At 75.3% G+C, this 11,768-nt stretch carries 10 protein-coding genes; 2 read left to right on the top strand and 8 right to left on the bottom strand.

Features of this window, described 5'->3' with window-relative positions:
• Window positions 1-15: 15 nt before the first annotated feature.
• Together ACZZ97_RS01470 and ACZZ97_RS01465 are read right to left on the bottom strand one after the other, a co-directional pair.
• Window positions 16-666: a TetR family transcriptional regulator gene (locus tag ACZZ97_RS01470; RefSeq protein ID WP_463472039.1), complete on the bottom strand. Its 651-nt coding sequence runs from the start codon at window positions 664-666 to the stop codon at window positions 16-18.
• Between the two features lie 230 nt (window positions 667-896).
• Window positions 897-3,488, bottom strand: a complete 2,592-nt coding sequence (locus ACZZ97_RS01465; RefSeq protein ID WP_463472038.1) for an excinuclease ABC subunit UvrA — start codon at window positions 3,486-3,488, stop codon at window positions 897-899.
• 270 nt (window positions 3,489-3,758) lie between these two features.
• Between ACZZ97_RS01465 and ACZZ97_RS01460 the strand changes: the two genes are divergently transcribed.
• Both ACZZ97_RS01460 and ACZZ97_RS01455 read left to right on the top strand, forming a co-directional pair.
• On the top strand, window positions 3,759-5,084 hold the full coding sequence (locus tag ACZZ97_RS01460) for a GDSL-type esterase/lipase family protein (RefSeq protein ID WP_463472037.1): 1,326 nt from the start codon (window positions 3,759-3,761) through the stop codon (window positions 5,082-5,084).
• A gap of 30 nt (window positions 5,085-5,114) precedes the next feature.
• Complete coding sequence (locus ACZZ97_RS01455) at window positions 5,115-5,867, top strand: L,D-transpeptidase family protein (RefSeq protein WP_463472036.1); 753 nt, start codon at window positions 5,115-5,117, stop codon at window positions 5,865-5,867.
• A gap of 199 nt (window positions 5,868-6,066) precedes the next feature.
• Here the strand turns inward: ACZZ97_RS01455 and ACZZ97_RS01450 are convergent, their stop codons facing one another.
• The 6 genes from ACZZ97_RS01450 to ACZZ97_RS01425 all read right to left on the bottom strand — a co-directional run bounded on the left by ACZZ97_RS01450 (window position 6,067) and on the right by ACZZ97_RS01425 (window position 11,694).
• The gene (locus ACZZ97_RS01450) at window positions 6,067-6,432 is read right to left on the bottom strand and encodes a hypothetical protein (RefSeq protein WP_463472035.1); all 366 of its coding nucleotides are present in this window, start codon (window positions 6,430-6,432) and stop codon (window positions 6,067-6,069) included.
• Complete coding sequence (locus ACZZ97_RS01445; protein ID WP_463472034.1) at window positions 6,429-7,586, bottom strand: serine hydrolase domain-containing protein; 1,158 nt, start codon at window positions 7,584-7,586, stop codon at window positions 6,429-6,431. The genes ACZZ97_RS01450 and ACZZ97_RS01445 overlap by 4 nt, the downstream gene beginning before the upstream one ends.
• A complete protein-coding gene (locus tag ACZZ97_RS01440) occupies window positions 7,583-8,179 on the bottom strand; it encodes an ArsR/SmtB family transcription factor (RefSeq protein ID WP_463472033.1) in 597 nt (198 codons plus the stop codon). Before ACZZ97_RS01440 ends, ACZZ97_RS01445 begins: the two co-directional genes overlap by 4 nt.
• Before the next feature lie 199 nt (window positions 8,180-8,378).
• Window positions 8,379-9,497, bottom strand: coding sequence for an SDR family oxidoreductase (locus ACZZ97_RS01435; RefSeq protein WP_463472032.1), 1,119 nt, complete (start codon window positions 9,495-9,497; stop codon window positions 8,379-8,381).
• Window positions 9,497-10,414 carry an SDR family oxidoreductase gene (locus tag ACZZ97_RS01430; protein ID WP_463472031.1) on the bottom strand — a complete coding sequence of 306 codons (918 nt, stop codon included), beginning with the start codon at window positions 10,412-10,414 and terminating at the stop codon, window positions 9,497-9,499. Before ACZZ97_RS01430 ends, ACZZ97_RS01435 begins: the two co-directional genes overlap by 1 nt.
• Before the next feature lie 62 nt (window positions 10,415-10,476).
• On the bottom strand, window positions 10,477-11,694 hold the full coding sequence (locus ACZZ97_RS01425; protein ID WP_463472030.1) for an ROK family transcriptional regulator: 1,218 nt from the start codon (window positions 11,692-11,694) through the stop codon (window positions 10,477-10,479).
• Between the last annotated feature and the right edge of the window lie 74 nt (window positions 11,695-11,768).

Here is an 11,768-nt window from a genome sequence, read left to right as displayed (position 1 = left end):
CTGGCTGGTCGCTGGTCAGTCGGGGGGCGCGTAGCCGGTGCGCACGCTCGTGACGAGACGGTCGAGCAGCTCGGCCCAGACGGCCCGGCCCTCGTCGTCGAGGGCGCCGTCGGTGCGGCGCACCCAGTGCTCGGCGATCACGGCGATGCCGTGCAGCAGCGAGCTCACGAGGAGCTCGACGTCGAGCTGGTCGACCGCGATGCTGCGCCGGGCGGCGTCGGCGGCGAGGTGCTCGGTCGCGCGCGAGAAGACGTCCTGCACGCCCTTGTTCGCCCCGTTCGCCTCGGCGTCGCCGTCGAGCACGCGCCAGAGGTACGCGACGACGGCGGGCAGGTCGATGCTGCGCAGGGCGAGCACGACCTCGTCGAACAAGGAGGAGCGGGTCCCGGCGACCTCGGAGGTCGCCACCGCGGTCGTGGCCGTCTGGAACTCGTCGATCGCGTCGGTCAGAGCCGCCGTGCAGAGCGTCATCACGACCTCGTCGAGGCTCGCGAAGTGGTTGAAGATCGTGCGGCGCGACACGTCGGCGCGGTCGGCGAGCTCGTCGACGCTGAAGCGCGGGGCGCCGCGCTCGGCGATCAGCGCGTCGGCCGCGTCGAGGATCGCCTGACGGTGCCGCGCCTTGAGGGCGGCACGTCGGTCGAGAGCGGGAGCGGTCGAGGGCACCTGCCTACACTAAGTGCAGCGACGCACTCGGTGCACGGCGCCCAGGTGGGGAATCGCTGGGAAGTTCTGGCCCGGGGAGGTGCGCGGCGGCAGAGCGAGACAGATCCGCTGCGCCGGGGCTTCTCCACGGGGCCCCGGCCCGCTGGGGATGCGGAACACTCTCAAATCACGGGAACGAGCGCCCCGAGACGCGGATCTCTCTCAGATCACGGGCCGACGTCCCGGGAGCGTCAGCGGCCGAGAGCCCGGGCCAGGTATGGGGCCGTGCGGCTCGCGCTCGACGCGGCGACCTCGCGCGGCGTGCCCGTCGCGACGACCTGCCCGCCCGCGTCTCCCCCGCCGGGGCCGAGGTCGATCACGTGGTCGGCGGCCGCGACGACGTCCATCGCGTGCTCGACCACGACGACCGTGCTGCCCGCGTCGACCAGCCGCTGCAGCTGCGCGACGAGCAGCTCGACGTCCGCCGGGTGCAGGCCGGTCGTCGGCTCGTCGAGCAGGTACAGGGTGTGGCCGCCGCGCATCCGCTGCAGCTCGGTCGCGAGCTTGATCCGCTGCGCCTCGCCGCCCGACAGCTCGGGGGCCGGCTGCCCCAGCCGCAGGTAGCCGAGCCCGACCTGGCGCAGGGTCGAGAGCGCGCGGGAGGCGGCCGGCACGTCGCCGAGGAACCCCTCGGCCTCGTCGACCGTCATCCCCAGCACGTCGGCGATCGTCGCGCCGTGCCAGGTCACCTCGAGGGTCTCGGCGGTGTACCGCGCGCCGTGGCACTCCGGGCAGGGCGCCCAGCTGCCCGGCAGGAACAGCAGCTCGACCGTGACCGAGCCCTCGCCCTGGCAGACCTCGCAGCGACCGCCGACCACGTTGAACGAGAACCGTCCCGCGCCCCAGCCGCGGGCCCTCGCCTCGTCGGTCGCCGCGAAGGAGGCGCGCACCGCGTCGAACAGGCCGGTGTAGGTCGCGAGGTTCGACCGCGGGGTGCGGCCGATCGGTGCCTGGTCGACCTGCACCACCCGGTCGACGAGCGGGTGCTCGGTCGCGCGCTCGGCGAGGACGCCGCCGACGAGGCTCGACTTGCCCGAGCCGGACACGCCCGTGACGGCGGTGAGGACCCCGAGCGGCACGTCGACGTCGAGGGCACGGAGGTTGTGCCGGGCGACGTCGCGCAGCTCGAGCCACGCGACGGGGACGCGCGGCGAACGGGAGGCAGGCGCGTCCTCGGCGGTCTCGCGCGCCTCCTCGGCGGTGTCGAGCGCCTCGTCGGCCCCCTCGTCGCGCCCGGGGGCCGACGTCACGGCCGCTGCGCCGCGCGGCGCGAGGAACCGGCGCGTGACCGACGCCTCGACGTCGGCGAGGCCGTCGACGGGGCCGCTGTAGAGCACCTCGCCGCCCCCGGTGCCGGCGCCCGGCCCGACGTCGACGACCCAGTCGGCCCGACGGACGATCTCCATGTCGTGCTCGACGACGAACACGCTGTTGCCCCCGGCGCGGAGGGCCTCGAGCACCTCGACCAGCGACTCGGCGTCGGCCGGGTGCAGGCCCGCGCTCGGCTCGTCGAGCACGTAGACGACGCCGAAGAGCCCGGAGCGCAGCTGCGTCGCGATCCGCAGCCGTTGCATCTCGCCGGGCGAGAGCGTCGGCGTCGCCCGGTCGAGGCTGAGGTAGCCGAGCCCGAGGCCGGTGAGCACCTCGACCCGCGACAGCAGGTCGCGCGCGATGGTGACGGCCACCTCGGTGCCCTCGCCCGAGGAGGCGCGTGAGGTCGCCGCGGTCGCGTGCGCCAACGAGGCGGTCGGCCGCAGCACCTCCGCGACCTCGGACAGGGGCAGCCCGTTCAGCTCGGCGATCGTGCGGCCGGCGAAGGTCACGGCGAGCGCCGCCCGCGTCAGGCCGGTGCCGCCGCAGAGCGAGCACGGGCCCGACTCGACGAACTGCAGCACCTTGGCGCGCTGCGTCTCGCTCTGGGAGTCGGCGAGGGTGTGCAGCACGAAGGCGCGGGCGCTCCAGAACCGGCCCTTGTACGGCTTCGCGACGCGGTCGCGCTGCGGGACGACCTCGACGACGGGCTGTTCCTCGGTGAAGAGGAGCCAATCGCGGTCGGCCTCGGGCAGCTCGCGCCACGGGCGGTCGATGTCGTGGCCGAGCACGGCGGTGACGTCGCGGAGGTTCTTGCCCTGCCAGGCGCCGGGCCAGGCGGCGATGGCTCCCTCGCGGATGCTGAGCGAGTCGTCGTGCACCGCCGACGCCTCGGTGACCTCGTGGGCGATCCCGAGCCCGTGGCAGCGCGGGCAGGCGCCCGCGACGGTGTTCGGCGAGAAGGAGTCGGACTCGAGCCGCTCGGCGCCCGCCGGGTAGCTGCCCGCGCGCGACCAGAGCATGCGGGTCGAGTTGGAGAGGGTCGTGAGGGTGCCGACGGTGGAGCGCGAGCTGGGCGCGCCGCGACGCTGCTGCAGCGCGACGGCCGGCGGCAGGCCGGTGATCGACGCGACGTGCGGGGTGCTGCCCTGGGCGATGAGGCGGCGGGCGTAGGGCGCGACCGACTCGAGGAACCGGCGCTGCGCCTCCGCGAAGATCGTGCCGAACGCGAGGGACGACTTGCCCGAGCCGGAGACGCCGGTGAACGCGACGATGCGGTCGCGGGGCACGTCGACGTCGACGTCGCGCAGGTTGTTCTCGCGGGCGCCCCGGACGCGGACGAAGCCGTCGGCGGGCGCCGCCTCCGGTGCGGCGGCCGCTCCGGCGTCGGGGATGCCGACGGACGGGTCGCCGGGTGCGTCCGCGGACGCGTCGGCGGGTGTCGAGGAGGCGCGCGAGCGTGAGGAGGGCATCCGGGCGATGGTAGGCGGTGCTGCGGCAGCGGGTCCGGGTCGGCGGGTGGGCGTCGCCCTCGGCGGGTGGGCGCGGACCCGCCGCGGGGCACGGTGACCCGCCGACCCCGAGCGGGCGCCGAGTCCGACAGCTGGCTGCGAGAGGGGCAGACGACCTTGTCCGTCCGCCCCGGCGTGGCTAGCGTGGAGGCACGGCACCGGGGGGTGCCGGGCGCGAGGCAGCCCTGCTGCTCACCGACTCGCGGGCACGACGGATCAGGGAGACGGACCATGTCGACGACGACGACGAAGACAGGCGGCGACGCCGGCGAAGGCAGCACCCGCACGGGCACGGGAGGCGCGACCGACGGCCGACGGGACGGGTTCGCCGTGACCGCCGGACGCCTCCTCCGCTCGCCCGTCTCGGCGGCGCGGTACGCGTGGCTCTGCGCCCGTGCGAGCTCGACCCCGCGTCCGCGCGACGTCCCCTTCGGCGCCGGGGCAGGCGTCGATCCCGACCGCGTGCTCGTCGTCGGGGCCGGCCCGGCCGTGGGCTGGGGCGTCAGCTCCCACGACCTCGCGCTGCCCGGGCGGGTCTCGCGGCGGCTGGCCCGCCGCACGGGCCGCGGCTCGCACGTGGCAGCGCTCGCCGAGCCCACCCACCGCCTCCCGGCGATCCGGGCCGCCCTCGACGACGTCTTCCTCGAGAACTGGGACGTCGTGGTCGTCGCCCTCGGAGCTGCCGACGCCCTCACGCTCCGCTCGACGCGAGCCTGGGCCCGCGAGCTCGACGGGCTCGTCGCCTCGCTCCTGGCGCGGCTGCGGCCCTGCGCACGCGTGGTCGTCGTCTCGGCGCCCCTGGTCGACGCGCTCTCGCCGTTCGGGCTGCACCCGTCGGCGGCTGCCGACCGTCACGCGCAGCTGTTGCGCGACGTCGCCGACGAGGTGTGCTCCGCCCACGCACGGGTGACGCACCTCGCGCTGCCGGAGCTCCCGCCCCTGGCCCAGGGCAGCCGGGCCCAGGAGGCGCCCGTCGCCGTCCAGGACCCCACCGGCCGCCTCTACGAGCAGTGGGCCGACGCACTCAGCGAGCACGTGGCGCCCCTGCTGCACGCCCAGCGCGCCCGTACCGACTCGCCGCAGAGGGCACGCAGCCGCCCGCAGCCCGAGCGCGTCCGGCTGGACGCGATCACCGCCTCCGGGCTGGAGCAGGCCGAGCCGACGGCGGCGCTGCACGACATCGCCGACCGCGCGAGGGAGGCCTTCTCGACCGACGGAGCCGCGTTCGACCTCGTGCTCGACGACCACCAGTGGGCCGTCGTCAGCACGCTCGGGTCCGCGCGGGCGATGCCGCTCAGCGAGTCGTTCTGCGTCACGACGATCCGCTCGGAGGAGCCCTTCGTCGTCGCCGACGCGTGGGCGGAGGGGCTCGACCTGCCCCGCAACGACATCCGCTTCTACGCGGGCTGGCCGGTCCACACGGCCGACGGCACGCGGATCGGCGCCCTCTGCGTCTTCGACCCGCGGCCCCGCGACGCCTCCGAGGTGCCGGTCGAGAAGCTGCGCGGGTTCGCGCTCGACGTCGAGCGGGAGCTGTTCCGCCTCACGGCTGCCTGAGACTTCGTCACGTCCACGTAGACTGACGCCGTGCTCCGTCGCCTCGCTCCCCTCGCCGCCGTCGTGCTCTCCGCCGCCCTCCTCGCGGGGTGCTCCACCGAAGACGACGGGCCCGACCGTCCGTCGCCGACCTCGACCCCGTCGGCCACCGCCCCCGCGCCGACCCCGACGCTCAGAGCCGCCCCCGCCGTCCCCTCGACGTCGACCGTCGCGAGCGTCACGGGCCGTTCGGTCGAGGTGCACGACGCCCCCGACGGCGCCGTCACGACGACCCTGGACAACCCGCAGCCGTCCGGGGCGCCCCTCGTGCTGCTCGTGCTCGGCCAGGAGGGCGACTGGGTGAACGTCTCCGTCGCCCAGCGTCCGAACGGGAGCAGCGGCTGGGTGGCGGCCTCCGCCGTGACCCTGACCACCACCTCCTACGCCCTGGTCGCCTCGACGACGAGCAACACGCTCGTGCTCTACGACGCCGGCGTCGAGAAGAAGTCGTTCCCGGTCGCGACCGGCACCGGCGGCACGCCGACGCCGGTCGGCTCGTTCTACCTCACCGAGCTGCTCGCGCCGACGAACCAGGGCTACGGGCCGTTCGCCTACGGGCTCTCCGCGTTCTCGGACGCACTCAACTCGTTCGGCGGAGGCCCCGGCCAGATCGGCCTGCACGGCACGGACGACGAGGCCAGCATCGGCCAGGCCGCCAGCCACGGCTGCATCCGCCTGTCGAACGCCGACATCAGCGAGCTCGCCGCGATGCTCCCGCTCGGGACGCCGATCACGATCACGTAGCGGTCTCCTGCCGCGGGCGCTGGCGCGGGCGCGGGCGCGTGCTGGGCGCCGGGCCCGGGTTCCTCCTGCGCGTGGGGCCCGCACATGCCGCCCGTTCGCGCCGCACGGGCCCTGCAACACCCGGATATCCACGTATCGCAGGGCTGACGGTCGGCATCTGCGGCGCTCGAGCCCGCCATGGCCGATCCACCGCTCCACCTCAGAGGACGACCAGCACCACCACGACCGCGGCCGCGACGACGACCTCCAGCACGACGTCCGCCACGATCCGCCGACGCGACCGGTCGGGCCGCAGCCACGGCAGGCCCGGCCATCGCAGCACGGCGCCCACCACGCCGGCCGCGACGAGCAGCACCGGCAGCAGCCAGAGCGCCACGGGGACCGAGCTCCAGGGCAGCAGCTGGTGCAGCACCACCAGGACCACGACCGAGTTCAGCGCGGCGATCAGCAGGTCGACGCGGCTGCGGGTGCGCCGCGCCTCCTTCTCGGTCCAGACCGAGACCACGAAGGCCCCGGGCACGAACAGGGCGAGCACGCCGACGACGACGGCCGGGATCCAGGTCACTTCTCCTCCTCCAGCAGCGCGAAGGCGAGGTCGTCGAGGCTGACGGCCGAGCTGCTCAGCACGACCACCGCACGGTCGGAGTCACGGTCGAAGCCGATGAAGCTCGCGTAGCCGCCCGTCATCCCGTTGTGCCAGGTCGACGTGCCCCCGGGCGCCGAGCCGCTGTCGCCGTCGCCGTCACCCCGGCCGCCGTCGCCGTCGTCGTCGCCGTCGCCGTCGTGCGGCGTCGTCATCCACGCCCAGCCGATCTCGGCGCCGCCGCCGCCCGCCTCGACGAGCGGCTCGGTCGCGATCACCCCCGGAGCCCGGTCGTCGCGCTGCGCCACCGTGTAGGCGACCATGTCGTCGAGGGTCGAGCGGACGCTGCCGGCGGGGCCGAAGGCCCGCATCGTCCAGGCGTCCGCGTGCCGGCCGCTCGCGGTGACGCCGGTGGGCGCGTCGGCGCGGAGCCCGTCCGGGTCGCCCGGAGCGTACGTGTCGGCCAGGCCGAGCGGCTCGGCGACGCGCTCGGCGACGAGCTGCTCCCAGGGCGTGTCGGCCGCCGCCGCGAGCGCCTGCCCGAGCAGGGCCATGCCGAAGTTGGAGTAGCCGTACGGCTTCTCGTCGTCGACCTCGGCACGCGACGCCTGTCCGACGAGGTCGGCGACGTCGTCCGTGTAGGGGTCCGCGCCCGTGAGGTTCGCGAGCAGCACGCGCCCGACGAACGACAGGTCGGCAGGCAGCCGCGGCAGGCCGCTGTGCTGCGTCGCCAGTTCCTCGAGGGTGATCGAGGAGGCGTCGCCCGTCACCCCGAGGAGCTCGCCGAGCGTGCTCTCGCGCTGCACCTCGCCGCGCTGCTGGGCGACCGCGTACAAGGAGGCGGTGACCGTCTTCGTCACCGACCCGATCTCGAACTCGTCGGCCCCCGGCCCCGCGGCCGTGCCGAACTCGGCACGGGTGACCTCGTCGCCGTCGACGACCGCGACGGCGAGCCGGTCGAAGGCGCCCGCGGGCAGCTCGTCGCGCACCCGCTGGATCAGCGCCTCGTCGCCCGCCGTCTCGGCCGAGAGCGACGGCGGGCGCGGGATCGCGGCGGCCCCGAGGCCGAGCGTCACCACGCCGGCGACCACCGCGGCGACGACGCGGCGACCGGCACGGCGCTCGCCCCCGCTCACGAGGTCCTCCCCGCGGCGCCGAGCACGACGAGCAACGGCACGACCCGCTCGGGCGGCACGGCGTACCGCCCACGCCCGGCGGCCACGAGCCACCCCGTCGCGACCAGCTGCCCCAGGTGGTGGTAGAGCTGCCCGGTCGACCCGAGGCCCCCCTCGGCCGAGATCTGCGCGACCGTGTCCGCACCTCCCACGACCGCCTGCAGCAGGCCGAGCCGCGTGGCGTTGCCGAGCGCGGCGAGCGACGGAGCGGCCTGCGCCCAGTCGGCGGCGAGCAGCCCGTCGGTCGTCAGCGTGATCTGCCAGTCGACGGGGCCCGCGGGCACCGCGACGGAGCCGGCGAAGACGATGCCTCCCGGCGGGTCGAGGCGCTGCTTCACGCCGTCGAGCGCCCAGAACACGTCGCCGGAGGCCGACGCGGCGGCCGGGTCGCGCGGCGAGGTCGAGGCCGATGCCGATGCCGAGGAGGCGCGGCCAGGGTCGCCGACATCGCCCTCGGCGACGCTCTGCTCGAGCACGTCGAGCCGGGCGAGCGCCCCTGCCAGTGCGTCGCGCAGCTCGTCGAGCTCAGCGCGAAGAGGATCAGCTGGAGTCATGACTCCACGATAACCACAATTCTGGAATTACCGAAGGCGAACCACCCTCGTCACGGCGCCAGCACGCTGCGCATGCCGCAGATGCCGACTGACAGACGTCACGAGCTCGTACAACGACTGGATCTCCCTTCATTGCCGCGCGCGGTCGGCATGTGCGGAGAGGCCGCTGAGCAGGGACGAGGACGAGGACGGGATCGGCTCAGGGCCTGCGCGATGCCCGGCTCGTGACGGCGGCCGCCCCCGCGGCCACGACGCCGAGGAGCAACGCCGCACCGCGGAGCCCTCCCCGGTGCCGGACCGCCCAGAGCCAGCTGCTGCGCTCCCTCACGAGCCCCGGGTGCCGGCCCCGCACGCCCACCCGTCGCCCCGGCGACCACAGCGCCGAGTCCGACGGGGCCTGTGACGGCCGGTCGTCGTGCGACGACCACGGCAGGTAGCGCTCCATGACCCGGTCGGTCGCCCTCGGGAAGAGCCCCGCCAGGACTGCACCAGCCTTGGCCTGGCCGCCCACGTGCAGGTCCCGGACAGGGTGCTCGGCCGCGTGGAGGACGGCCTCGGCGACGACCTCGGGCGCGTACACGACGTCCCGGTGGGCAGGGTGCTGGTCGATCAGGCTCTCGGCGTGGTCGCCGTAGGGCGTCGCGACCCGGCCGGGGTGCACGAGCGTCACGGACACCGGCAGTCCCGAGACCTCGGCCTGCACGCGGACGCCGTCGACCCAGCCGTGCACGGCGTGCTTCGCGCTCGCGTAGACGGGCTGGACGGGGTCCGCGCGGTCGCCGAAGACGCTGCCGACGGTGATCAGCGCACCGGCCCGCCCGCCGACCTCGAGCGTCCCGGGGCCGTGCTCCTCCCGGCGGGCTCCGCCGAAGTGCCTGAGGGCCGCCCTGGTGCCGTGCACCACGCCCCAGAAGTCCGTGTCGAACAGCCGGCGCATGTCGTCGAGGGGCACCTCGTCCACGCCTCCGAGGATCGACACCCCGGCGTTCGAGACCCACGTGTCGAAGCCGCCGAACGTGTCGACGGCCACCTGGGCCGCGGCGTCGACGGCCGCGGGGTCGCCCACGTCCGCGACGGCGTGCGCGGCCCGGCCGCCCTCGCGGCGGAGCCGGTCCGCCTCGGCGACCAGCACCTCCTCGTCCCGGGCCACGAGGACGACGGCGGCGCCCCGAGCGGCGGCGAGACGGGCCGTCGCGAGGCCGATCCCGCTGGTGGCCCCGGTGACGACCACGACCTGGTCGGCGATCGCCCGGAGATCGCCCTCGCGCACGTGCGACGGGCGACGGAGGACCGACACGAAGGAGGAGGGGGTGCGCATCAGAGGATCGGCTTCCCGCCCGTGACCGCCACGCGCGCGCCGGACACGTAGCTGGCCTCGTCGGAGGCGAGGAGCACGTAGACCGGTGCGACCTCGGCCGGCTGGCCCGGGCGTGCGAGGGGAACGTCCTGGCCGAACTGCTCCACCTGCTCGGGAGGCATGGTGGCCGGGATCAGGGGCGTCCAGATCGGGCCGGGGGCGACCGAGTTGGCGCGGATGCCCGCATCGGCGAGCATCTGCGCGAGGCTCGCCGTCATGCTCGCGATGCCCGACTTCGTGACGCTGTAGGGCAGCAGCGTCGGGGGCGGGCTGTCGGAGTTGACGGACGAGGTGCCGATGATCGACGAGCCCGGCGCCATGTGGGGCACGGCGGCCTTCACGAGATGGAAGAACGCGCTCAGGTTGACCGCCATCGTGCGGTCCCACTCCTCGTCGCTGATGTCGAGGATCGAGTCGTGGGTCCACTGGACAGCCGCGTTGCTCACGAGCACGTCGACGCGGCCGAGCTCGCGGACGGCGGTCGCCACGACCTCGCGGCAGTGGGCCGGATCCGCGAGGTCGCCGGGCACGAGGACGGCACGACGGCCCGCCTCCTCGACCAGGCGACGCGTGTCCTGGGCGTCCTCCTCCTCGTCCAGGTAGCTGACCACGACGTCGGCGCCCTCACGCGCGAACGCGAGGGCGACGGCCTTGCCGATGCCGCTGTCCGCCCCGGTGACGATCGTCGCCTTGCCCTCGAGGCGGCCGGAGCCGCGGTAGCTCCGTTCGCCGTGGTCGGCGCGGGGGGCGAGGTCGCCCTCCGCGCCGGGGAGGTCCTGCTGCTGGGCGGGCTGGCCGTCCTGGGGCGCGTCGGCCGACCGGGCCGGGGTCTCGGTCGCGGTCGTGGTCTCGGTCTCGGTCTCGTCGTGGTCGCTCATGGCCTGACGCTACGCACGCCCGGCCGCACCCGGACCGGGGTCGACAAGACGCCCCGGAGGCGCTAGCCGGGACCGTCCCGACCAGCAGGCACCGTGACCGGTCTGCGGCCGACGACGAACGTCTCGACCGCCGCGACGGCCGCGCCCCGCGCCCACCGCGCGAACCCGGTCGCCTGCAGGTCGACCGTCACGGGCTCGGCATCGGCGGCGCGACGAGCCCGCATCGCGGCGTCGACGACGTGGCGGCCCGCCAGGGCGAGTCCGATCCCGTCGCCCGTGACGACGATCGCGCGCGGCCAGGCCAGGTCGGCGACGAGCGCGAGCAGCGCGCCCAGCGCCTCCGCCGCCTCCTCGACGACGGCCGTCGCCCCGGCGTGCCCGGACGCGTGCGCCGCCAGCAGGTCGTCGAGCGAGACGTCGCCGCCCCGTCCCAGGGCCTCGGCGGCCCGGTCGAGCACGGCCGGCAGGGCCAGCACCGAGGAGGCGCACCCCCGGTGGCCCTCGTCGCAGACGCCGTCGCCGATGCCGAGCGGCACGTGGGCGATCGGGCTCCGCGCGCTCGTCGGCAGGTCGAGGATCTCTCCCCCGACGACCAGGGCGTAGCCCAGGCCCGCACCGATCGTCACCAGGGCGAAGCGGTCGAGGTCCCGAGCGGACCCGAGCCAGCGCTCCGCGCGGACGAGCGACACCACGTCGTTGTCGACGACGACGGGCAGGTCGAGGCGCTGCCGGAGGGCGGCGCCGAGGTCGACGTCGACCCAGCCGAGCAGCGGCGCGACCGAGACGCGGCCCTCGGCGTCGAGCTGTCCGCCGACGCTCACCCCGACCCCGTGGACGGCCCGGTCCGGACACAGGACGAGCAGCTCACGCACGAGATCGACGACGGCGTCCGCCACGACGACGGGATCCGTCGACGCGAGCTCCGTCGACGCCTCGTGCAGCACCTCGGCGCGCAGGCCGGCGACCACGCCCCAGACGCGGGCGGCGGTGATCTTGACCCCGACGACCACGTCGCGGTCGAGGACGAGGTCGAGCGGGGTCACCGGGCGCCCGAGGCCGGGGCCGAGCACCGGGCCGAGCTCGGACACCACCCCGGCGTCGAGCAGGGGCCGGACCGCGCGCGTCACCGAGCCCGGGGTGAGGCCGAGCGCGAGCCCCAGCTCGCCGCGGGTCAGCGGGCCGTGCAGCAACAGCTCGACGATCACCTGGTGACCGGTGCCGCGGCGCGGCAGCAGCGGTGCGGGCCTCGTGACGCTCAACGGCTCGGCTGGGTCGTCCACGGCGCCTCCTCCGACGCTCAGAGTGTAACGAGGGACCCCCTCCTTGACCGACCACATCGTTGCGCACTACAAAT

It is taken from the genome of Frigoribacterium sp. AC512, from assembly GCF_979258295.1.
This window is presented reverse-complemented; position numbering and strand designations above follow the sequence as displayed.

Bases quoted from the DNA above. Each gene is read 5' to 3' on its own strand.
- ACZZ97_RS01465 (WP_463472038.1), bottom strand. From the start codon at position 3,488: ATGCCCTCCTCACGCTCGCGCGCCTCCTCGACACCCGCCGACGCGTCC.
- ACZZ97_RS01460 (WP_463472037.1), top strand. From the start codon at position 3,759: ATGTCGACGACGACGACGAAGACAGGCGGCGACGCCGGCGAAGGCAGC.
- ACZZ97_RS01440 (WP_463472033.1), bottom strand. From the start codon at position 8,179: ATGACTCCAGCTGATCCTCTTCGCGCTGAGCTCGACGAGCTGCGCGAC.
- ACZZ97_RS01430 (WP_463472031.1), bottom strand. From the start codon at position 10,414: ATGAGCGACCACGACGAGACCGAGACCGAGACCACGACCGCGACCGAG.
- ACZZ97_RS01435 (WP_463472032.1), bottom strand. From the start codon at position 9,497: ATGCGCACCCCCTCCTCCTTCGTGTCGGTCCTCCGTCGCCCGTCGCAC.